Source organism: Comamonas fluminis, from assembly GCF_019186805.1.
Taxonomy (GTDB): Bacteria; Pseudomonadota; Gammaproteobacteria; order Burkholderiales; family Burkholderiaceae_C; genus Comamonas; species Comamonas fluminis.
In genome coordinates this window covers 1,532,755-1,555,043 of record NZ_CP066783.1, presented here as the reverse complement: position 1 = coordinate 1,555,043, position 22,289 = coordinate 1,532,755, and the positions used below count along the sequence as shown (strand labels likewise).

The following is a 22,289-nucleotide window of genomic DNA, read 5'->3' as shown; positions in this document are numbered from 1 at the left end:
CCAGTATTTAGCCTCTGAACGCATAAGAGGTTTGCCAGCATAGTGTGCAATGGTGCTGGCGCTGCCTCAGCGGCCCAGCCATGACCAGCTTTGAATTCCCAGATAGGTCATGCACAGAGACCCCATCAGGTGCAGACAGGCCCAGCCCCCAGCCGCTGCCAGGCGCTGCTGCTGGAGCATGGCAATGATTTCTGCAGAGAAGCTGGAGAACGTGGTCAGCGCCCCCAGAAAGCCGGTGATGATGGCCAGCTTCCAGGCCGGATCGAGTTGCGGCATGGACTGAAACAAGGCCACAAAAAGGCCGATCAGATAGCCGCCAATGAGGTTTGCCGCCAAGGTGCCCCAGGGCAGACCAGGGCCGGAGCTGAGCCACAGGCCCAGCCCCCAGCGGGACAGCGCCCCTACACAAGCACCGATACAGATGGCAAGAACATTCAGCATGGCTTGAATTTAGCGCCAATTCAAGCCGTTTGCAGCATCACAGCTTGCCTGCGGCTTTGGTCGCCTTTTCGGGCCTCTCTGGCTTCTCTAGCTTTTCGGGCTTGTCCCCGGCAACCTCATCACTTTCCTCTTCATCCAGAGGTTCGTTGAGCATCAGATTGCTCAGTGTGGGAGGCACAGACTCCCCGCTGCGGCGCGAGCGAAACAGCGCAGCGCGCATCAGGAAGATGGTGGTGATAGGCACGGTCACCGCAATAAAGATGGCGATCAGCACCGAGTGCATGACAAAGCCCTGGCCACTGACGGAAAAGTAAATCCAGGTGGCGTGCATGATGAGCCAGCAGCCCATGGTGGCAATGATGGAGGGCGCATGCACGCGCTCGAAATAGCTTTTGAGGCGCCACAGCCCCATGGAGCCCAGCAGCGCAATCAGCGCGCCACCAAACACCAGCGCAGCAACCAGAATCTGCGCCCACAGCGGTAGATCCACAGCAATGGTTTCGGTGCTCATTCGATCACCTCGCCACGCAGCAGGAACTTGGCCATGGCCGTGGAGCTGACGCAGCCGAACAAAGCCACGAGCAAGGCGGCTTCAAAGTAATTGGTGCTGTCATACAGAATGCCCATGACCAGCATCACCAGCATGCCGTTGAGATACATGCAGTCCAGCGCCAGCACTCTGTCCTGTGCGTGCGGGCCTTTGAGCAGACGCGCCACCGCACACCCCATGGCCGCCAGCAGCATGACCAGCGACGCCATCAACACCCAGTAAAACCACGGGTTCATTCAAAAATCTCCATCAGCGGGCGCTCGTAGTGTTGCTTGATATGGTCGATGGTCTGCTGTGCGTTTTCCACCTCCAGCGCATGAATGAGCAGCATCGAGCGATCCCGCGAAATCTCGGCCCAGGCTGTACCGGGGGTGATACAGACAATCATGGCCAGCACGGCCAGACCATTGGGGTCACGCAGCTCCAGCGGTATGTGCACAAAGGCCGCCGGGTGCTTGCGTTGTCTGGGCAGCACCAGGAAACGCAGCACATTGAAGTTGGATACGGTTGTATCCCAGACCACGCGCAGCGCCAGCTTCACAATCGTCAGCGGATGACTCACCCGCACATCCACGGGGCGCAGGCCGCGCAGCAGCAGGGGAATCAGCAGACCCAAAATCACCGCCAGCAAAATCTGCCCGGCGCTGACCGAGCGGTTGAGCAGCAACCACAGCACCAGCAGTGCGGCAGACAGCAGCGGTGCCGGGAAAATGCTTTTGAGCAGCTTTTTCATGGTTTGGCGCCCTCTTTCTGGCCCGCAGCAGCCTGCGGCTCGCTGGCCTCCTGAGACTCCGGCTCCGCAATACCGGGAGCGGGTTCTTCCTGCATTTCACGCGCAGCCGCACGGGCCGCAGCCTCCACACCAGCCTCTTCCAATGCTTTTTTCTCCTTGGGCGCAGGCACCGGGCTCTGCCCCATCACAGTGCTGACATACACATCCGGCGAATGCAGCGCATTTGCCGCGCGCAACGTGTAGCGCATCACATCATCGGCCTTGACCGTCAAGGCCACGCAGCACAGCAGCAGACCCGCAATCGGCAGCCCCTCGGCCACCTTGAGCGAAGGCGCGCTCTGCTCAGGGTTGGCCCAGAAATGGCGAATACCAGCACGGGTCAACGCAATTAGCGCCAGCAAGCCTGTGATGATGAGCAACGCCACCATGGTCCAGCCCTGCCAGCCAGCCTGCACACCGTTGCTGGTGCTCAGGCCCAGCGGGTTGAGCAAGGTGGTCAGCATGGCAAACTTGCCCACAAAGCCGGACAGCGGCGGCAGACCGGAAATCAGCAGCGTGCAGACCATGAAACTCAGGCCAATGAAAGCCGCCGCCGCCGGAACAGCGCGACCGATCAGCAGTTCCTCGTCTTCGTCCAGATTGAAGCCTTCGGTGGGCAACAGTTCTGCATTGAGGAAAGGCGCTTCCTCATCCTCATAAGGCTCGCCTGCTTCCTCATCCACGCGCCAGCGGTCCACCACATCGGCAATCAGGAAGAGCGCAGCCACCGCCAGGGTCGAGCCTGGCAGGTAATACAGCAGGCCCGCAGTCAGCAGGTTCTGGCCAAAGCCCGTAGCAGCCAGCAAAGTGCCCGACGACAAAATGGCCGCAAAGCCTGCCAGATGCGTCAGCCGCTGTGAGCCCAGCATGCCGATGGCGCCATAAACCATGGTCAACATGCCGCCCACCATCAGCCAACTGCCACCAAACAGTGCAGACTCACCGGCTTCAGAGCTGAACAGCAGCGTCCACAGCCGCAAGATCACATAGACGCCCACCTTGGTCATCACCGCAAACAATGCGGCGGATGGCGCAATGGCTGCACTGTAGGCAGGGACCAGCCAGAAGTTCAGTGGCCACATGGCCGCCTTGATCAAAAACGCCGTACCCAGCACACCCACTGCCGCATGCAGCAGGCCGCGATCAGCCTCGTGCACCTGCGGAATAGCGCGTGCAAGATCCGCCATATTGAGCGTTCCCGTAATGCCGTAGAGCATGGAAACGCCAATCAGGAATAGCGATGAAGCTACCAGGTTGATAGCAATATAGTGCAGACCCGCCTGAATGCGTGTGCGGCCAGAACCATGCAGCAGCAAGCCATAGGAGGCGGCCAGCATGATTTCGAAGAACACAAACAGGTTGAACAGGTCAGCTGTCAGGAATGCGCCGCTCAGGCCCATCAGCTGCAGCTGAAACAGCGGGTGAAAATGCACCCCGGCCTTGTGCCCGCGCGCCGCGGAAAACACCAGCGCAGCCATAGCCACCACATAGACCACCAGCAGCATCAGGGCGCTGAGCCTGTCCAGCGCCAGTGCAATGCCAAATGGCGCAGGCCAGTTGCCAGGCATGTACACCGCCATGGTGGCTGTGGCACCCGACTGATTGGTCCAGCCCAGCAGCATGACCACAATGAACAAGCCCACTGCGGTGGACAGCAGGTTCATACCCAGCTTCAGGCGCTGGCGCTCTTCACCCAGAAACATCATCAGCGCCGCTGTGAACATGGGCAGCATGATGGGCGCCAGCATCAGATGCGGCATCAGAAACTCGGTCCACCCGGTCATAGCATTTCCTGCTCAGTACGCGAGTGAACACCGTCCACATGGTCGGTGCCCGAGCTACCACGGGACGCCAGCAGCACCACCAGGAACAGCGCAGTCATGGCAAAGCCAATCACGATGGCTGTCAGCACCAGCGCCTGCGGCATGGGGTCTGCATAGTGAGACAGATCGGTGGGCATGCCGTTTTGCAGCACCGGCGCCTTGTTGATGGCCAGGCCCTGACGCCCCATGCTGAAGATGAACAGATTGACGGCATAGGACAGCAATGACAGTCCCATGATGACCTGGAAGGTACGGGGCCGCAGCAGCAGCCAGACGCCAGAGCCTGTCAAGATTCCAATGGCAACAGCCAGAACGATTTCCATCACATACCTCCTCGGGCCAGCGCCTCGGCCGTTGCGGCCTGCACAGCAGCTTCGGCTTTCTTGGCCTGTTGTTCTTGTTCTTCCAGCATGCGAGCGTGGAACCTGTGACCGCGTACCGATTGGTGGGCAATCGCGGTCAGAATCAGCATGACCGAGCCCACAACCAGGGCAAACACACCAATATCAAAGAAAGTGGCACTGGCAAAGTGCACATGCCCGATCAGCGGCAGCGAGAAGTCAAAGCTGTGGCTGGTCAGGAAGGGGTAGCCCACGGCAATGGAGCCAAGGCCGGTGCCCAGCGCGAACAGCAGGCCCGCACCAATCCAGCGGCGTGGATACAGCGGCAAATGCGCCTCCACCCAGTGCGTGCCGGAAATGATGTACTGCATGAGCAGAGCTACGGAGAACACCAGCCCCGCCACAAAACCGCCGCCAGGCTGGTTGTGCCCGCGCACAAAGATGTAAGCGGCCACAAGCGTTGCAAACGGCAGCAGCAGTCGCACCAGCACCGCTGGAACCATCAGATAGCCCACGGCGGTATCGCTGGCGTTGCGCGGGTTCAGCAGGTCGGTCTGCAAATCACCTGGCACATAGCGTTGCTGCTCGGGAATGTCCATGGCCTCGCGTGCGGGGCGGAAGCGCCGCAGCAGCGCATAGATGACCATGCCCACAATGCCCAGCACCACAATTTCGCCAAAGGTATCGAAGCCGCGGAAGTCCACCAGCGTGACGTTCACCACATTGGTGCCGCCGCCACCGCCCAGCGCATGCTCCAGGAAGAAGGTGGATGTGCTTTCGTAGAACGGACGGCTCATCATGGCAAAGGCCAGCCAGGCCATGCCACCACCCGCAATCAGCGACAGCACCAGGTCACGCAGACGGCGTGCCTTGGCTCGCGCATCGAAGCTGTCGTTGGTGCGCATATTTTTGTCACGCTTGGGCAGCCAGCGCAGGCCCAGCAAGATCAGCACCGTGGTAGCCACTTCCACCACCAGTTGCGTCAAAGCCAGGTCGGGCGCGGAGAACCACAGGAAGGTCAGAATCATGCACAGGCCGGTTCCACCCAGCATGATCAGCGCGGTCATTCGGTGGTACTTGGCCTTCCAGGCAGTGCCCAGGGCGCAAAGACAGCCAATCGTCCACAGCAGAATGAAGGCCGATGAGACTGGCAGCACACCACGATTGCCCAGCTGCATGCCGCGTATCCACAGTGGCAGCACGGCGGCGACCAGGGTGATACAGGTCAGCCACAGCATCTGCCACTGCCAGCGGCGGGTGGACAGAGCACGGCGCCCGGCACGCCCCAGCAAGGTCAGCCGCGCCAGCAGATTCTCGAAAATGCTGCGGCCGCTTACCCGACCCAATACCGGCGTGGTGTCGAAGTTGCCCGAGCTGCGCTGCCAGCGCAGCAGCACATACAGCACAATGCCGCCTGCCAGCGCCACCAGGCTCATCATCAGCGGCATATTCCAGCCGTGCCAGATAGCCAGACTGTATTCAGGCAGATCACCGCCCACTACCGGAGTAGCAGCTGCCGCCAGAAAGCCGCCAATGGCCCAGGCAGGGAAAATGCCCACAATCAGGCAAGCCAGCACCAGCAGTTCCACAGGCACGCGCATCCAGTGCGGGGGCTCATGGGGCTCGTGGGGCAGGTCTGTGGCCTTGGGGCCAAAAAACACATCTGCGGTGAAACGCAGCGAATACGCCACGCTGAACATGCCCGCCACCGTGGCCAGTACGGGCAGCACGGTCTTGACCCAGGGTGCAGCATCCAGATACACCGTCTCGGCAAAAAACATTTCCTTGGAAATAAAGCCGTTGAGCAGCGGCACACCGGCCATGGCGGCACTGGCCACACAGGCCAGCGTGGCCGTAATGGGCATCATCAAGCGCAGGCCCGACAGACGCCGGATATCGCGGGTGCCGCTTTCGTGGTCCACAATGCCCGCCGCCATGAACAGCGAGGCCTTGAAGGTGGCGTGATTCATGATGTGAAACACTGCCGCCACAGCGGCCAGCTTGCTGTTCAAGCCCAGCAGCAAGGTAATCAGGCCCAGGTGCGAAATTGTCGAATACGCCAGCAAACCCTTGAGATCATGCTGGAACATCGCGCAATAGCCGCCAATCAGCAGCGTTAATGCCCCCGCTCCGCCCACCAGCCAGAACCAGGCATCTGTATCGCCCAGCACCGGCCACATGCGCGCCAGCAGGAAAACGCCCGCCTTCACCATGGTGGCCGAATGCAGATAGGCCGACACCGGCGTGGGCGCCGCCATGGCGTTGGGCAGCCAGAACTGGAAGGGGAACTGTGCACTCTTGGTGAGCGCACCCAGCAAAATCAGCACCAGCGCCACCATGTACAGGCTGCTGTCACGCACCTGCTGACCAGCAGCCAGCACATTGTCCAGGTCATAGCTGCCAACAATGTGGCCCAGCACCAGCATGCCCACCAGCATGGCCAGCCCACCCGTACCCGTCACCGTCAGTGCCATGCGCGCGCCCCGGCGGGCATCTTTGCGGTGGTACCAGTAGCCAATCAGCAGGAATGAGAAAAGACTGGTCAGCTCCCAGAAGAACACTAGCTGAATGATGTTGCCCGAAAGAACCACCCCGGCCATGGCGCCCATGAAGGCCAGAAAGAACGAGAAAAAGCGTGGAACAGGGTCAGCGGGCGACATGTAGTAGCGCGCATACAGCACCACCAGCGCCCCGATCCCGAAGACCAGCATGGAGAACATCCAGGCAAATCCGTCCATGCGAATCACCAGATTCAAGCCCAGCTCGGGCAACCATTCAATCTCCTGCCTGAGCACAGCGCCATCCGCCACTTCGGGGAAAAGCATCCCGACCTGTATGGCGCAGGCCAGGGCAATGATGCCAGCCAGAGTGGACTCAGTATTGCGCGCATTCGCGGGCAACAAGGCGGCCAAAAGGCTGCCTATGAAGGGTAGAAGGACAAGGGTAATAAGGGGCATGGGCGGATTATTTTAGGGGCAGCGCCATTCCAGCCGCTACAAAAACCTGAGCACCACAATGACTTTAGACTGATGGTTATCGATTTTTGATGACAGAAAAATCATCAAAACAGCGGATTGAATGCAGATGTAAAACCAAACATTTCCGCCTCTGGCGGGCTTACAGTGCTCTGCATTCAAGGCGCATGCCAAAGGCATTCTGAAACCAGCCCTCCCCCTTGCCTATTCATGCATATACGAAGTTATCGACCCGATGATGCGCCCGCACTGTGGCAGGTGTTTCACAGCGCCGTGCACCAGTTAACAAAGGATGATTACAGCCTGCAGCAGCGGCAAGCCTGGGCGCCTGATGTGCCTGACCGCACTGGCTGGCAAAAGCGTCTGGATGCACTCGCCCCCTATGTGGTGGAAAGCAGCCAGGGGCAGGCTCTGGCCTATGCGGACCTTCAAAGTGATGGCTATATCGATCACTTTTTTGTAGCTGCCAGCGCAAGCAACACTGGGGCCGGAAGACTTTTAATCGAATATATTGAAGCGCAGGCCAGACAGCGGGGCATGCAGCAGCTCAGTGCAGATGTCAGCCTCACTGCTCAGGGCTTCTTTCAGCATTTCGGCTTTGAAGTAATCCGCCAGCAAGCTCCCGAAGTACGGGGTGTCCAGCTCAGCAATGCCCATATGCGCAAACTTTTGCGCTGATTTTTATGCACAGCACTGAACAAATACGCCAACGACTCTCTATTGGCGGTGAACTGCGCTCACAGCCGGCCAGCAACTGGCAAGGCGATGCCGGCCAGCTGCCCGCAGAAATTGCCCGCTTTTACGAACAGATAGGCCCTTGGGGCGAGGTCATCTACGAATCTGTAGGGCCAGTAGGCCTGCACTTTTCGGCCGGCGGCAATCCTGTCTGCGTTCCACCGCTACACAGACTGCTGGATCTACAAGCGGGCTATGCATGGGAATCCGACCCCGATCAGCCCTTTGACGACTGGCCCGGCCACTGGCTGGTGATTGCCGAGCAAGGCGGCGATCCGTTCATCTATGACAGCCAGACAGGCCAGGTGTTTTTTGCCTTTCATGGTGCCGGGCACTGGAGCCCCAGACTTTTCGCACCTAATCTCTACACCGCGTTGGGAGGCATCGCCACGGTTGCTGATATTCACGAGCGCCTGCCTGAAGAAGAGCTGAACCTGGACGACGGCCTGACACCGCAAGGCCGCGCCCGTGTCTTGGCCGCGCTAAGCCAGTTCACCCATGACCCCAACCTGGCCCAGGCCATGCTGGATGCTTGGGAGTATTACGAGTAGTCAGTTACAAATAGCTAGGCCCAGCCGGTTACTCTTCAGCGATCCTCACAATATGAACGCCACAAACGCTACTGTGAAACGGGCACCATCCATGCGAAAGCAATATTTAAAAGCAGGGCTGATGGCCCCTCTGATCAGCGTGCTGGCTGTTTCAGCAATGGCGCAAGAGAGCACCAGTCCACGCCCGCCCAAGCAAAATGAAGCTCAGTTGCGCAAGATCAGCTACTTCGCCGACGGCTGCTATGGCAGTTGCCCCAGTTACCAAGTGGAGATCGACTCGCTGGGCCAGGTCGTCTTTACAGGCCACGCCTACACCCAGGTCAAAGGCACGCAGCGCAAGCAGATCTCGCCCCAGGCGTTTGCACAGATTCAGCAACTGACCACAAAAATTCGTCTGCGTAAGCTCGATCGCAATTACGGCCCGAACTCAGCGCACTGCCCCATCTGGCGCACTGATGCCAGCGGCGGCAGCATTCAGGCCCAATACGCGGGCGAAGAGCCCATCAACTACAGCTGGTACAACGGCTGCACCTCCATGTCAACAGACTTGAAGCCGCTGCACCAGCTTGCTACCACCATCATGCAAGTGGCCAATGTGCACGACTGGATACGTGTGGCGAATACAGACCCATTCAAGGAACTGAATTCCCAACCATGAGTGTTCAACGCCTGACCGAACTTCTTCACGCCCTGCCTGCCGACTTGCAGGGCAAAGCCCAGGATGGCGAGCGCCTGCTGAACCTGCGCCGCAACCCTGAAGGCATCAGCCTGCGCCTGAGCATCAATCTGCCCGACAACAATGGCAGCGAGCTGATCTTCGATGCGCTTCTACAGCTGCCTACCGCTGGGCAAGCCCATGCCAAGGCTGCGCAGCTTCAGTCCCTGAGTCAGGGCGGCAGCTTCAGCAAGCATGGCCAGCGCTGTATCGATCCCATGGTGAGCTGGGCCATCAAGCTACTGACAGAAACGCCCGAGAAAATTCAGCGCGGTACAGGCCGCAAGCCCCAATGGCTGGCCCCACTGCAAACCTTGATTGAGACATTGAGCCGGGACAGTGACTGGAGCCAGCAATGGCTGCTGCGCCACGAAATGCGCCTGGAGAACCTGCGCAAAAAGCAGCGCCTGGACTGGGTGCTGCGCGAGCTGGCCCATGAAGGGCATATCACCAAAGTGGACTGGAATGACGATGAATCCGTCATCGACAGCACTGCCGACCTGCTGGCCAGGCACTACCCGCAAATCGATGCCGATGTGGCGCTGGAAACGCTTGAAGACGCAGAGTTCGGCGATGCCGAAGAAGCCATTGCCGCCGTCAATCAGGCCTTGACACCGCTGGAGCTCAAGCTATGCATCATCGAAAGCGATGACGACAGCTATCTGCTGACTTTGCAGGACACCACAGCGACCGAGCCGCTGCGTCAGGCGCTGCTGGGTGTGGGGTTGACTCTTGAGGAGCCTGACGCATGAAAGGACTTTGGAAGGCAGATGCCTCCAGCGCTCAAAAATGCCTGGTCATCATCTTCATGCTCGTGCTGCTGGGGGCGCTGGTGCCCATGTTCTCGCGCGGCTTTGTTCCCAGTAATGGCTGGCAGGCGATCGCACTCTATCTGTCCTTGGCATTGACCGCTCTGGGCCTCGTCTGGCTGCGCATTCTTTACAAGCGCGGCCAATGGAAGCCCGCTGGCCCATGGGAAGACTACGGCCCCATCAAGCGCGTCTTGATGATTCCGCTGTGCCTGGGCTTCTGGCTGCTGGTGCTCTGGCTCAATCTGGCGGGCACATTGCCAAAGGCCTACACCGCCGTCATGGGCACCGAGGTTGTCAGCGAAAGCAATGTCGTCAAAAAGCGCAGCTCCGGCCGCTACAGCTGCCACCACCAGCTCAAGCTGCCAGAAGTGCGCTATATGTTCTTTGAATTCTGCATTGATGAAGGCGCGTTTGACCGGCTTCCCGACGACGTCATGCCCGCACGCATAAGCGCGCAGCAAAGCTACTTTGGCCGCTCCATCTACAGTATTTCACTCGCCGCGCCTAAAAGAAAATCTGATTAAAAATAGCCATAGCGCTTATCCACCAAGCGCTTACAGCTATATTTTTGATAACAACGACTGAGACATGAACATTTTGCTGATCCCCCTGATGTTTGTCGCTGGTCTTGGCCTGTTGCTGTGCGCGCTGGCCAACCTGCTGACGTGGAGCAATCAGTTTGGAGCCGTCATGAGCCTGTTCAACGAAGAGCTGCAGACCAGCATATCGATGGCACTGGTCGGCGGACTTTTTGCGGTCTGGATTCCTGCGGTGCTGATTGCCCAGCACATCAACAACGGCAATCGCCTGAATTTTTCGTGGAAGAAAGTGCTGGCAGGCTGTCCGGACTGGATGCGCTATGCCGCGTTCACCATCTTTGGCTATGCCATCGTCAACTTCTTGCTCATCGTCACCAGCCCGGACATCGGCAATGAGCAAGGCATCAAAGCCTTTAGCGGTCACGGCATGGCCTTCTATGCCATGGCATTCAGCATTTTCTATTCCAGCTGGCGCCTGCCGCGCATACTGCGCACCCACTATTGCCCCGCTGGCCATGAAGTGGCTTACGAGGACAAGTTCTGCCCCACCTGCGGCCTGCCCACGGCCCAAAGCGGTCAGGACGGTCTGTGATGCCCCTAGCCCCTGCTGCGTTGATGAATGCGGCGCATACTGCCGCCCGTCCTCTTTTCTGAGCGCCTGCGACATGCCCACACCCCAATCCCCCATCGGTATTTTTGACAGCGGCGTCGGTGGCCTCAGCGTCTTGCAGGCACTGCGCCATGAACTGCCGCATGAGCAGTTTGTCTATCTGGCCGACAGCGGCAACGCCCCGTATGGCGACGCAAGAGGGGACGCTTTTGTGCAGGAGCGCACGCTGGCCATCGCGCAGCATCTGTGCCAGCAGCATGACATCAAGATTCTGGTCATTGCCTGCAACACGGCCACTGCAGCCGCCGTGGAATTGCTGCGCCAGCAAATGCCCGAGCTGCCCGTAATCGGTGTGGAGCCAGCCATCAAGCCCGCGTCTTTTTCCAGCCAGACCCACCATGTGGGCGTGATGGCCACACGCGGCACCGTCAGCAGCCAGCGCGTGGCACGGCTGGTGACTGAGCACAGCCAGCGCGCCCAGTTTCATCTGCAAGCCTGCGATGGCCTGGCAAAAGCCATTGAGCGCAGCACCGAGCAGCCCTTGCCCAGCGATGCAGAGACTACTGAAATAAGAGCGCTCTGCGCAAATTACACGCAGGCTTTAGGCCAATTTGGCCAAAAAACCGGGCAAATGGATACGCTGGTACTGGGCTGCACCCACTATGTGTTTGTCAAAGACGACCTGCGCGCCCTGCTGGGCCCGGACATTCAATTGCTGGATACCGGCGCCCCGGTTGCCCGCCAGACGCGCCGCATGCTGGAGCAGCGCAGCTTGCTGGCGGCGGAAGATCATGAAAGCGCAGCAGCTCAAGAGCTGGCCCAGCCTGCCCAGATTCAGCTGCTGACTACCGGCGCCCTGCCTGCCCTGCAAGCCGCCGCCCAGCGCTGGCTGGACTTGCCCGCCCAGTGCTGCAGCCATGTCAATGTACCGTCGGCCAGCGCATCAGTGGCGACTGCCTGAGCCTGCTCGCCACTCACTCCCACAGGGCCGGTGCGCCTGTATCCAGATAGCTGAGGTAAAAGCGCACATCAAACTCCAGCTGGTGATACTCAGGCTCCATGTGCGTGCACAGCTGATAGAAGGCTTTGTCGTGATCCATGATGCGGATATGGGCCAGCTCATGCACGCAGATCATGCGCAAAAACGCATCGGGTGCCTGCTTGAACATGGCGGCCACATGAATTTCGTGCCGGGCATTGAGCTTGCCGCCATGCGCAATCGCCCTGCGCGTGTGCAGCCCCAGCGCATTGCGCACCACATGAATCTTGCTGTCGTAAGCCACGCGGTGCAACTGTCCTGCATTGCGCAGGTATTCGGCCTTGAGCTCATCCACATAGGCATAAAGCGCCTTGTCCGTACGCACCGCATGGGCCTGCGGATATTTGCGCAGCAGCCATTCCCCGGCCTTGCCCGCCTGCAGCCATTCACGCACCTTGCTCTGCAGCGAAGGCGCATAGCCCGACAGATAGGGCAGCGCCAGTTGCGGTGATGCCGCTGCGGCCACCACGCGCTCTTTTCGCAGCTGCGTGGAAATGGCTCCTGAATATTTGGGGGTGGCAATAGGCTTCATATCAACGCACAAGCCCTCTGGGGCTGCAGTTGCCGCAGCGCAGAGGGCTTGTGTCTGGAGTCTAGAAAAAGATCAATGCAAATGGCGCGGGCGGCGATTACCGCCATGGCCAGAACCTGCACCGCCCGAGCCACCACGGGGTGGCTTGCCCAGCTCCAGCGAACTGACCAGCGCCTCAAAGCGCTGCGAGAACAGCTTGTCAATCTCCTGCACCACACCCGTCAGCTCAGAGCCATCAAAGTGGCGCTCCATGAGGCCGACCACATCCTGCACCAGCAAATCACGCTGCACCTGCATGATGGCAGCGGGGTTGGGGCCCACAAACAGCATCACAAAGTCATCACGGCTTTGCGCCTCGGCAGGGGCTTCGTCCTCGTCGAACTCGGTGTCGTAAAACGTCACTTCAATCGGAGAGCCCTGCTCGGCCAGCTCATTCAGGCCCATGCACATATCATCCAGCGCCTGACGGAAGTCTTCGTCACCACGCACCGTCCAGCACATCTGCAGCGCATGCTCCTCGGTGTTGAACTGGATGCCCGGCTCTTCATCGTAGAAGCTGGACTCCCCTTCCTTGAGCGAGCGAGCACCGGCATAGGCCCACAGCGGGCGCAATGCATCCTGAAGCTGCTCGTACGTAACATCAGCACGGAGCAGAACCTGACCGTGGACATGAATTTCAAAAGCAGCGTTGTAACTAGACATTTATTGATCTCTTGGAGTGCAGGCCCTGCCAGCATGACAGAACTTCAGCCCCATATTGCATCGAAGCCAGAGCTTTTCCAAGCCCCTGAACCAATGCCTGACACCCCTGTGTCAAATAGCATTACCGGGGGCGATTTTCTCACCGAAGTCAAAACCGCGCAGACAGGCGGATACCGTTCAGTCAAGCACTCGCACTACGGCACTCAGGCAAAAATTCCGCCCAACAGCAACCAGACAGCAAAGCCCCACAGCGTCAGCGCAGCCAGGCGCTGAAACCACTGCGGTTGCAGCCAGCGAAAACGCCCGCTGATAAGCACCGAACCCAGCGCAATCCACAGCCCGCCAATCACGGCCACCAGCGCCACGAAGCTGCCCATGACCTCGGCATAGTTGGAAACACTCAGCCAAGTCTGTACCGGAAACAGCACCATGGCAAAAATAACGGCCTTGGGGTTGAGCAAGGTGGCGACAAACAGCTCAGAGGGCTTGACCGCAGCCATCTGCTCCAGAGCGGCATCATGCCCGGCCTGAGCCCATAGCCGAAGGCCCAGCCTGGCGATGTACAGCCCGCTGACCACCTTGATGATGTTGATGACAAAAGGATAGTCCTGCATGGTGGTGTTGAGCACCAGCCCCCAGAGACTGGTTGCACAGACATAGCCCAGACATTCAAAGGAGAGCAAAGGCGCGGAGCGGCGCAGCCCCTGGCTGATTCCGGACGACGCCAGCAAAGTATTGGTGGGCCCCGGCGTCAGAAGAATGGTCGCAATGACCAGAAGAAAAGACCAATCGTTAACGTACATCCCTGAACGCACCCCCGCGATAACGGCAGAACAGGGTGCATTTGTTGCAGTGCAGCAAGAATAACGACATTAGCGCCCATTTACGCGCATGAAGACGGCTGGCGACAGGGTTCTGTCATCAATTTCTTACAAGAAGCAAGCCCTGCCTGAATCGGGTGAACCGCGGATATGCACGGTCCGGAAACAGAAAAACCTTGCTACTCAAAAAGTAGCAAGGTTTTCTTATTTCCTGGTGCCCCGAGCCGGAATCGAACCGGCACGCTTCGTTAAAAGCGGCAGATTTTAAGTCTGCAGTGTCTACCAATTTCACCATCGGGGCCCACTTGCTGCATAGCGCATGGCCAGACAGCAAGTATTGCACCAGCCCGAGGACTGAGGCAATAAAAAAGGGAAGCTTTTGCTTCCCTTTTCAAAATCTGGAGCGGGAAAACGGGTTCGAACCGTCGACCTATACCTTGGCAAGGTATCGCTCTACCAACTGAGCTATTCCCGCATCTCTGAAAGCATTAGGCTTTGCAGAACAGACTTGAATTATAGCCATGAAATTCGTGCTTTTTTGGGAAAACAGCCAATTTCATGACGACTGCGTTCAAGCAGGCTGGGCGGCCTGCTCCATCTTGGCCTTGACGATCTGCAGCAGGTCGCGCTTTTGCACCTTGTTGGATGCGTTGACTGGCAGGCTGTCGAGCTGCAGCACAAAGCGTGGCACCTTGTAGTTCGCCATATTGGCACGGCACCATGCGATGAAGGTGTCTTTGTCCACGGTCACGCCATTGCGGGCCACCACGCAGGCGCAGCCCACTTCACCCATGCGCTCATCGGGCAGGCCAATCACGGCGACCTGGGCCACATCGGGGTGGTTGGAGAGCATGCGCTCAATCTCTGCGGGGTAGCAGTTGAAGCCGCCCACGATGAACATATCCTTCAAGCGGTCGGTAATGCGCAGATAGCCGCGCTCGTCCAGCACGCCCACATCGCCGGTGTGCAGCCAGCCGTCCGCATCAATGGTTTCCGCCGTGGCCTTATCGTCCTCGAAGTAGCCCTTCATGATGTGATAGCCGCGCAGCAGCACTTCACCAGCCTCGCCTGCAGCCACAGGCTTGCCCTGCTCGTCCACACAGCGCACTTCGGTGCCTGGCAGAGCCTTGCCGCAGGTGTTGGCCACGGTCTCCACGTCATCCGAAGGATCACACAGCGTTGCACAGCCGCCGCACTCGGTCAGGCCATAGGCGGTGGTCACATTCTTGATACCCAGCTCTTCACGCATGCGCTTGATCAGAATGGGCGGCACGGTGGAAGCGCCTGTCACACTGGCTTCCAGCGAGCTCAAGTCAAAGCTCTTGAGCTGCGGATGCGCCAGCATGGACAGGAACAGCGTGGGTGGACCAGGCATGAAGCTGATGCGATCGCTTTCGATACGGCGCAAGATGGCTTCGGCATCAAAAACCTGCTCTGGATAGACCGTTGCGCCTTGCAGCAGAGCCGCCACCCAGCCAGCCTTGTAGCCAAAGGTGTGAAAGAAGGGGTTGACGATCAGGTAACGGCTGCCTTCGGTCAGGCCCACCACATCCGACCAGGCCTTGAAAGCCAGAATGGTGGGATTGTGCGCAGCCATCACCCCCTTGGGACGGCCGGTGGTGCCGGAGGTGAACATCAGGTCAGCCGTGTCGTCAGGCTTGATCTGTGCTTCGCGCTGCAGCTGTGCTTCTGCGCTGGTGGCATCGGCCTTGGCCATGAACTGATTCCAGCTCAGATCCGCACTGGGCAGCACCTTATCGCCCAGAACCACAATCTGCTCCAGCGTTGCGGGGCGCTGGCCATTCAGCAGGTCTGGGTAGTAGTTGTTCAGAAAATCACCCACACTGACCAGCACGCGGGCGCGGCTGCGGTCCAGAATGTCGGCCGCTTCTGCGCCCTTCATACGGGTGTTCAGCGGCACCAGTACGCCACCTGCGGCATGCACGCCGCAAGCGGCCACAATCCATTCGCTGAGGTTAGGCGCCCACAGGGCCACACGGTCACCGGCCTGCACACCCAGGCTCATCAAAGCGCGAGCGGCCTGACGACTGAGTTGCAGCAACTGGGCATAGCTGATGGATTTGCCGTTTTCGACAATGGCGGCGCGCTCTGCATAGCGGCTGGCCACATCGGCCAGCATGGCGGGCAAGGTCAGCGAAGTGTCCTGCACCTTGTTCTGTTGGATATTCGACATGTTTTACTCCGGGAATTTGACGCGCAGCTTCTCGCTGGTGGGCACGGACTGGCAGGCCAGCGTCCATTTCTTGGACAGATCCTTGGCATCCAGTACTTCGTTGTGGCGCAGATGGACGCTGCCGTCCTGAACCTGGCACATGCAGGATGCGCACATACCTGCCTGGCAGGAAAATGGCACGTTGATGCCAGCGCGCAGGCCCGCTTCCAGAATGGTTTCAGTGCCGCTGCAGGTGAACTCGTACTCTTCACCGTCCAGGCGCAGTTGCACCACGGCTTCATCCACTGCCGCTTCAACAGGCTCTGCCGCTTCCTGCATCTGCTGCAGGGTTTCCTCATCGGGCAGAGAAACAAAGCGCTCCACATGCACCTGATCGGCGGGCATGCCCGCTTCGATCATGGCGGCCTGTGCGGCATCCATGAAAGGGCCGGGGCCGCAGATAAAGGCCTGACCGGCATTAGCCACCCAGGGCGTAGCCCAGGCTGCCAGCTGCTTTTGCGAAGGAGCGCCCTGCACCGAATCGAGCCAGTGAATGACTTGCAGGCGGTCCGGATACTCAGCCGCCAGCTGCTGCAGGTCTTTCTTGAAGATGACCGAGCGCTCATCACGATTGGCATAGAACAGCACCACATTGCCCTGATGCTGCTTAAGCACGGTGCGCAAAATGGAGAACACGGGCGTGATGCCGCTGCCGCCAGCCAGCAGCAAGAAGTTCTGCGATAAATTTCTGGGCGAGAACAGGCCCGACGGCGGCATCAGCTCCACCGTATCGCCGGCGCGGATCTTGTCGCACACCCAATTGGAGCCGCGCCCCTGGTGCACGCGCTTGACGGTCACGCGCAGCGCATCATCCAGCGCCGGGGCGCTGGACATGGAATAGCAACGAGGCACATAACGGCCCTCGATCGGCAGTCGCAGCGTCAGGAACTGCCCGGGCCTGTAGCTGAACTGCTCAGCCAAAGCCTCGGGAACATCAAACACAATGGATTTGGTGTCGTGTGTCTCATCAATCACCGCACGCACACGCAACGGGTGATAGCGCGATGCACTGGTTGTCGCTTCACTGCTCATTTTTATGACCCCTTACTCACTCACACTTATCTGTGCAGCCAGGCACCGGCGCCCCGGCCCATGGCTGCCCCCACAACTCAGGGGTTAAACACCGACGCTTTCCTGCACGCCCGCTACGGCGGCGCTGGGCTCTGCGGCCCTGCTGCCATCCGCGGCTGCGGCCTTGCCCGCCCGGCGACCGGAAAACACGCAATCGGCCAGAGACAGGCCGCTGACATAGCGCGAAGACGCAATACCAATGGCCGTGCGGCCAGCGGCATACAGGCCCGGAATATCGCGCCCTGCGCCATCAATCACTGCACCGCTGTCTTCGTTGACCTTGAGGCCACCCAGACTCAGCACGGCCAGCGGGAACATCTTCTGGCTGATGGAGATATCAATGGCAAACAGCGAGCCGCCCTTGAACTCATGGCGCATGTCCGTGGACTTGCCCATGGGATCGTCAATCTCGCCACGCGCCGCAGCATTGGCCGTATCAAACTGGCGCTGCAGCAGGGCTGCATCCAGGTTGAGCTTCTGGGCCAGATCTGCCACCGATTTACCCTTGACCGCAACCTTGTACATCAGCGCCAGCGCGGGCATGGACTGGAAGGCCCACAGCCCGCCAAACAGGCACTGCCAGGCAGCCTGCCTGCGAAGCTTGCTATCAATAATGAGCCAGGCCTTGCCGCCCTGCTTTTCCATCATCTCGTAGCCCAGCTTGGCGCCATAGACCTGCTCATTGCAGAAACGCTCGCCCTTGGTGTTGACCACCAGCCCCTTGGGCCAGACCGCCGGAGGCGTGATGAAACGCCAGGCCGAGATATTGTTCAGATCCTGACCAATCCCCCCCACCGACTGCCCCAGGCGCAGGCCAGAGCCGTCACAGCCTGCAGCGCCCGTCAGCCAGCCCGGCTTGTAGGCCGGTGCGTGCTTGTCCATCAATTCGGAGTTGAAGATATAGCCACCGGTAGACAGCACCACACCTTTGCGGGCGCGGATAAAGCGCTTCTCGCCAATCTCGCTCTCGATCTGCGCAGCTTCGCGGCGCCCAGCCTGCGCACGCGGCGCCTGATACAGACGCCACTTGGCCACCAGCTCATCGAGCTTTTTATGGCGCTCTGTGCGTGCATCGCCCGCAGGCAGCACGGTCACTTCCACACCCAGCACGCGGCCTGTTTCCTGCTCGCGCACCAGTCGCTGCACACGCGCCTGTGTGAGCGTGCGGGCACCATGTGCCAGTGTGGACTGCTGCAGCGCTGCGAAGAAAGTCGCCCCCGACTGCCCCTTGGCCACCACACGGTGACCACGCGGTGCGGGCTTCTTGGCCAGTGCCGGGTTGCCATAGGCAGGCACCACTTCGTTGCCCGAGTAGTACAGGTACACACCATCAGGCGGATACGAGGTCTTGTAGGCGGGCATGGTGGAGTCAAAGCCTGCGCCCTGCTTTTCCAGCCACTCCAGATTGGCCACGCTGTCGCGGCTGAAACGCGCCAGCGTCGCATCGCTGACGACGCCGTTGACCTCATGCTTGAGGTAGGCCGTCATGGCTTCCGGCGAGTCTTCAAAGCCCGCCTGCTTCTGGTACTTGGTACCACCACCGGCATAGACCACGCCGCCCGAGAGCACGCTGGCACCACCGCCGCTGAAGCGGTCAATGACCAGCACTTCAGCGCCTTGCTCACGCGCTTCAATGGCTGCGCTGGCACCGGCCCCACCCCAGCCAACGACGATCACATCGGTGGTGTCAGACCATTGCACATCGTCCGCAGAGCGCACCTCCAGCGCCGGGCCTACCGGGTTGATGGTGCTGATATGTTTTTTGGAACTGCTCGTCATCTCAGCTCCTTCAAACAGCCTTGCCCAGCAGATGTGGGTTTTCCAGTGGCAGGGGCTTGCCCACCATGTCGGCCACAGCGCGGAAGGCAAACGTCATTGCCGGGCCCAGTGTGGAACCTGCACCCGCATAGGCTGGCCCCATGACGGATGCAGAGTTATTGCCCACGCAATACAGACCTTCAATCACCTGACCTTGCGCGTTCAGCGCACGGCCTTCACGGTCCGTCAGCAGGCCGCCCTTGGTACCAATTTCGCCGGGCCACAGGCGCATGGCATAGAACGGGCCTTTCTCGACTGGGCCAAGATTGGGGTTTTTCAGACGTGGGTCGCCGTAGTAGCGGTCAAACACATTGCCGCCGCGGTCAAAGTCCAGATCCTTGCCGGTCTTGGCGTATTCGGTCATGCGACGGGCGCTGTCTTTCAGGCCTGCGGCATCCACACCGATCTGGGCGGCCAGATCGTCCAGCGTCTCGCCCTTCCAGTACACATTGTTCAGCCAGCTCTTGCGCACCTTGCTGTCAGGCACCGCCGAGCCGGGCATCAGAGGGCCAATGGGGTTCTGGGCACGGAAGCTGGCGTCAAACACAATCCAGGCCGGTGCACCGCCATTGCCCTTGGCACTTTCAGCCAGCATGGCTTGCTGGAATTCAGGGTAAGGACCGGATTCGTTGAGGAAACGCTGGCCTTTGTCGTTGACCACCATGCAACCGGGCAGCGAACGCTCCACAAAGATGCCGCGATATGCAGGCTCCTTGGGCACATCCATGGTGGGGCAGCCCCAGGACCAGTCCATCAGGTGCAGTTGTCCCCCCACGGCCTGACCGGCACGGTGCGCATCACCGGTATTGCCGCCAACAGGCGTGGCTGTCCACTCAGCCTTGGAGGGCTTGTTCAGATACTGATCGCGCATTTCCTGGTTGCGCTCAAAGCCACCTGCACCCAGCATCACGCCTCGCTTGGCTTTGATTTCGGTGCGGGCACCGTTTTTCTCAACGATCACCCCCGTCACGCGGCCTGATGCATCCTGCACCAGCTCTTTGAGGGGGCAATTGCGCCACATTTCGACGCCGGCCTTGTTGGCTGCCGTCAGCAGGCCCGCCACCAGCGCCTGGCCACCGGTCATGCGACGGTCACGCTTGGTCTTGTTGCGCCAGGGGTAGTCCAGAAAATACTTGAGCATGATGCCCATGATGGTGAAGCGCGACTTGAGTTCACGCGACAGCATGGAGTGCGCTTCAAAGGCGCTGATGCTCATGCGGCCAAACAGCTGGTTGCCTGGAGGGCCGGGGCGCATGGTTTCCAGCGCAGCCACACCCAGCTTGGCGGCATTGAAGTCCATGGGGTCCATGGTGCGGCCACCGGGCTTGGAGCCTTCGATATGGGGGTAGTAGTCCGCGTACTTGGCCATGGCGCGGTAGGGAATGCCGATCTGACGCAGATACTCGGCCATCTTGTTGGCGGTTTCCACATAGGCCAGCACACGGTCATCGGTCGCCATGCCGCGCACGCAGCGCTTCATGTAGCTGAATGCGGTTTCCAGATCGTCTTTGACGCCCGCTTTTTTCTGGTCGTAGTTGACGGGAATCCAGATGCCACCACCGGACAAGGCCGAGGTACCGCCGAACAGATCGGTCTTCTCCACCACCAGAGTCTTCAGACCCTGCTCCTGCGCACGGATGGCGCCCAGCAACGCCCCTGCCCCCGAACCTACGACGATCAGGTCATATTCTTGTTCTGCCATGCCTTGTCTCCGTCAATCTTTGTTTTTTGGATGGTCTGCCGCAAAAAGAACGCATGCGGCAGCTGCATCAAACGAGCAACTGCCGCAATTTCATCGGATCAGAATCAGACGAATGGTTCCTGGTTAGCAATACCCAGCACATGCGAGCCGTAGGCGCGCACATAAGCGTCGGTGTTGTTCGCAATGTGGGTACGGCCCTGATGGATGTCGCGGAACACGCGCTCGATCGGGTTGTTCTTGAAGGTACCGCTGGCAGCGCAGGCACGCATCATTTCGTTGACGTGATAGCCCGTCAGCTTGGGCACATACGAAGCCTGTGCACGCTGCAGCAGACGCTCTTCCAGCGACAGCTGAATGCCGGTCTTGGCAGCATCCACAATGCGGGCGTAGTTACGGAACAGCACCAGCTTGAGCTGATCCAGCGCAATCGTGGCTTCTGTCACGGCCGTCTGGGCGTTCACGTCTTCTGCCATCTTGTTGCCGTGCTTGCCAACGTGGGCCGTGGCACGTGCGGTGAACGATTCAATCGTGCCTTCCATCGCACCCAGGCAGGCTGTAGAGACAGCGCGCTGGAACACATGGGTGAAGGGGATGCGGTACAGCCAGCTGGTGTTTTCCACGCGGCCTGGGCAACCCACATCGCTGTGATCGTTGGTGTACTGAATGCGGTGGGCGGGCACAAAAGCGTTTTCCACCACGATGTCGTGGCTGCCAGTGCCGCGCAGGCCCAGCACATCCCAGTTGTCTTCGATGCGGTAGTCGCTCTTGGGCACCAGGAAAGTCACGTGTTCCAGGCCGGGCGTGCCATCACGCTTGGGCAGCAGACCGCCGAGGAACAGCCAGTCGCAGTGCTTGGAGCCAGTGGAGAAGCTCCAGCGACCATTGAACTTGAAGCCACCTTCCACGGGCTCGGCCTTGCCGGTAGGCATATAAGTCGAAGCGATGCGCACGCCGCTGTCCTTGCCCCAGACGTCTTCCTGCGCCTGAGCGGGGAACAGCGCCAGCTGCCAGGGATGCACACCAACCACGCCGTAAATCCAGGCGGTGGACATGCAGCCCTTGGCCAATTCCATCTGCACGGTGTAGAACACGCGTGGGTCCATCTCATAGCCGCCCCAGCGCTTGGGCTGGAGCACACGGAACAGACCGGCCTCAGCCATCTCGGCAATGGTCTCGTCACTGATAGCGCCATCGCGATCAGCCTGCTGGGCACGGGCCGCCAGCTTGGGTGCCAGAGCCTTGGCACGCTCGATCACGGCCAGCGCATCAGGGGTGAGGTAGTTGTCTGTCATTGTGTTCATTCAGGTCTCCAGTTGCCGCTCCACCGGACGGCTTGTGGTGTGGTGGGCAAGGCTTTTTCGCCTATGACAGAAATGCTCTCACCATGCAAATTTCCATTCATCGTCCGATCAGACTAACGATGAAACCCCTCATTCAAACGCTGCTGCAAGCCTGATCTGGCGCAGCAAAAATTCAGCCCCTAGGACAAACACTGAGGCCGCATTTC

At 59.7% G+C, this 22,289-nt stretch carries 22 protein-coding genes and 2 tRNA genes; 7 read left to right on the top strand and 17 right to left on the bottom strand.

What is annotated here, in order from left to right:
* Positions 1-66 precede the first annotated feature (66 nt).
* Genes crcB through JDW18_RS07370 form a run of 7 tightly spaced genes read right to left on the bottom strand, consistent with a single transcriptional unit; the run spans position 67 to position 6,884 of the window.
* Positions 67-441, bottom strand: coding sequence for a fluoride efflux transporter CrcB (gene crcB / locus JDW18_RS07400; protein ID WP_218243029.1), 375 nt, complete (start codon positions 439-441; stop codon positions 67-69).
* Positions 442-478: 37 nt separating this feature from the next.
* Positions 479-952: a monovalent cation/H(+) antiporter subunit G gene (mnhG, locus tag JDW18_RS07395; protein WP_218243028.1), complete on the bottom strand. Its 474-nt coding sequence runs from the start codon at positions 950-952 to the stop codon at positions 479-481.
* Positions 949-1,227 (bottom strand): K+/H+ antiporter subunit F, encoded by a 279-nt coding sequence (locus tag JDW18_RS07390; protein ID WP_218243027.1) that lies wholly within the window; start codon positions 1,225-1,227, stop codon positions 949-951. Before JDW18_RS07390 ends, mnhG begins: the two co-directional genes overlap by 4 nt.
* Positions 1,224-1,724, bottom strand: a complete 501-nt coding sequence (locus tag JDW18_RS07385; protein WP_218243026.1) for a Na+/H+ antiporter subunit E — start codon at positions 1,722-1,724, stop codon at positions 1,224-1,226. The genes JDW18_RS07390 and JDW18_RS07385 overlap by 4 nt, the downstream gene beginning before the upstream one ends.
* Entirely contained in the window at positions 1,721-3,547 is a 1,827-nt protein-coding gene (locus JDW18_RS07380) for a monovalent cation/H+ antiporter subunit D (RefSeq protein ID WP_218243025.1), read from the bottom strand. The genes JDW18_RS07385 and JDW18_RS07380 overlap by 4 nt, the downstream gene beginning before the upstream one ends.
* Positions 3,544-3,909 carry a Na+/H+ antiporter subunit C gene (locus JDW18_RS07375; RefSeq protein WP_218243024.1) on the bottom strand — a complete coding sequence of 122 codons (366 nt, stop codon included), beginning with the start codon at positions 3,907-3,909 and terminating at the stop codon, positions 3,544-3,546. The genes JDW18_RS07380 and JDW18_RS07375 overlap by 4 nt, the downstream gene beginning before the upstream one ends.
* Entirely contained in the window at positions 3,909-6,884 is a 2,976-nt protein-coding gene (locus JDW18_RS07370; RefSeq protein WP_218243023.1) for a monovalent cation/H+ antiporter subunit A, read from the bottom strand. Before JDW18_RS07370 ends, JDW18_RS07375 begins: the two co-directional genes overlap by 1 nt.
* A 117-nt stretch (positions 6,885-7,001) precedes the next feature.
* Here JDW18_RS07370 and JDW18_RS07365 point away from each other — a divergent pair, with 117 nt between their 5' ends.
* The 7 genes from JDW18_RS07365 to murI all read left to right on the top strand — a co-directional run bounded on the left by JDW18_RS07365 (position 7,002) and on the right by murI (position 11,825).
* Positions 7,002-7,580, top strand: coding sequence for a GNAT family N-acetyltransferase (locus tag JDW18_RS07365; RefSeq protein ID WP_246610321.1), 579 nt, complete (start codon positions 7,002-7,004; stop codon positions 7,578-7,580).
* 5 nt (positions 7,581-7,585) lie between these two features.
* Positions 7,586-8,188, top strand: a complete 603-nt coding sequence (locus JDW18_RS07360) for a hypothetical protein (protein ID WP_218243022.1) — start codon at positions 7,586-7,588, stop codon at positions 8,186-8,188.
* Between the two features lie 121 nt (positions 8,189-8,309).
* Positions 8,310-8,846 carry a DUF6438 domain-containing protein gene (locus tag JDW18_RS07355; protein WP_218243021.1) on the top strand — a complete coding sequence of 179 codons (537 nt, stop codon included), beginning with the start codon at positions 8,310-8,312 and terminating at the stop codon, positions 8,844-8,846.
* Positions 8,843-9,655 (top strand): DUF6630 family protein, encoded by an 813-nt coding sequence (locus tag JDW18_RS07350; RefSeq protein WP_218243020.1) that lies wholly within the window; start codon positions 8,843-8,845, stop codon positions 9,653-9,655. Before JDW18_RS07355 ends, JDW18_RS07350 begins: the two co-directional genes overlap by 4 nt.
* Positions 9,652-10,239 carry a hypothetical protein gene (locus JDW18_RS07345; protein ID WP_218243019.1) on the top strand — a complete coding sequence of 196 codons (588 nt, stop codon included), beginning with the start codon at positions 9,652-9,654 and terminating at the stop codon, positions 10,237-10,239. Before JDW18_RS07350 ends, JDW18_RS07345 begins: the two co-directional genes overlap by 4 nt.
* A gap of 64 nt (positions 10,240-10,303) precedes the next feature.
* Positions 10,304-10,846: a hypothetical protein gene (locus JDW18_RS07340; RefSeq protein WP_246610319.1), complete on the top strand. Its 543-nt coding sequence runs from the start codon at positions 10,304-10,306 to the stop codon at positions 10,844-10,846.
* A 73-nt stretch (positions 10,847-10,919) separates the two neighbouring features.
* On the top strand, positions 10,920-11,825 hold the full coding sequence (murI, locus tag JDW18_RS07335; protein WP_218243018.1) for a glutamate racemase: 906 nt from the start codon (positions 10,920-10,922) through the stop codon (positions 11,823-11,825).
* 13 nt (positions 11,826-11,838) lie between these two features.
* On the opposite strand, the gene JDW18_RS07330 is transcribed toward murI, so the two are convergent.
* The 10 genes from JDW18_RS07330 to JDW18_RS07285 all read right to left on the bottom strand — a co-directional run bounded on the left by JDW18_RS07330 (position 11,839) and on the right by JDW18_RS07285 (position 22,074).
* On the bottom strand, positions 11,839-12,435 hold the full coding sequence (locus JDW18_RS07330) for a YgjP-like metallopeptidase domain-containing protein (RefSeq protein ID WP_218243017.1): 597 nt from the start codon (positions 12,433-12,435) through the stop codon (positions 11,839-11,841).
* 72 nt (positions 12,436-12,507) lie between these two features.
* Positions 12,508-13,137 carry a DUF6806 family protein gene (locus JDW18_RS07325; protein ID WP_218243016.1) on the bottom strand — a complete coding sequence of 210 codons (630 nt, stop codon included), beginning with the start codon at positions 13,135-13,137 and terminating at the stop codon, positions 12,508-12,510.
* Between the two features lie 203 nt (positions 13,138-13,340).
* Positions 13,341-13,940, bottom strand: coding sequence for a LysE family translocator (locus JDW18_RS07320; RefSeq protein WP_218243015.1), 600 nt, complete (start codon positions 13,938-13,940; stop codon positions 13,341-13,343).
* A 230-nt stretch (positions 13,941-14,170) separates the two neighbouring features.
* A tRNA-Leu gene (locus JDW18_RS07315) sits at positions 14,171-14,259 on the bottom strand.
* Positions 14,260-14,357: 98 nt separating this feature from the next.
* Positions 14,358-14,433: transfer RNA gene (locus JDW18_RS07310), tRNA-Gly, on the bottom strand.
* Positions 14,434-14,529: 96 nt separating this feature from the next.
* The gene (locus JDW18_RS07305) at positions 14,530-16,152 is read right to left on the bottom strand and encodes a FadD3 family acyl-CoA ligase (RefSeq protein WP_218243014.1); all 1,623 of its coding nucleotides are present in this window, start codon (positions 16,150-16,152) and stop codon (positions 14,530-14,532) included.
* 3 nt (positions 16,153-16,155) lie between these two features.
* Positions 16,156-17,223, bottom strand: a complete 1,068-nt coding sequence (locus JDW18_RS07300) for a ferredoxin--NADP reductase (protein ID WP_218243013.1) — start codon at positions 17,221-17,223, stop codon at positions 16,156-16,158.
* 84 nt (positions 17,224-17,307) lie between these two features.
* Positions 17,308-19,041 carry an FAD-binding protein gene (locus JDW18_RS07295; protein ID WP_218243012.1) on the bottom strand — a complete coding sequence of 578 codons (1,734 nt, stop codon included), beginning with the start codon at positions 19,039-19,041 and terminating at the stop codon, positions 17,308-17,310.
* A 10-nt stretch (positions 19,042-19,051) separates the two neighbouring features.
* Positions 19,052-20,782: an FAD-dependent oxidoreductase gene (locus JDW18_RS07290; RefSeq protein ID WP_218243011.1), complete on the bottom strand. Its 1,731-nt coding sequence runs from the start codon at positions 20,780-20,782 to the stop codon at positions 19,052-19,054.
* A 104-nt stretch (positions 20,783-20,886) separates the two neighbouring features.
* A complete protein-coding gene (locus JDW18_RS07285; RefSeq protein WP_218243800.1) occupies positions 20,887-22,074 on the bottom strand; it encodes an acyl-CoA dehydrogenase family protein in 1,188 nt (395 codons plus the stop codon).
* Between the last annotated feature and the right edge of the window lie 215 nt (positions 22,075-22,289).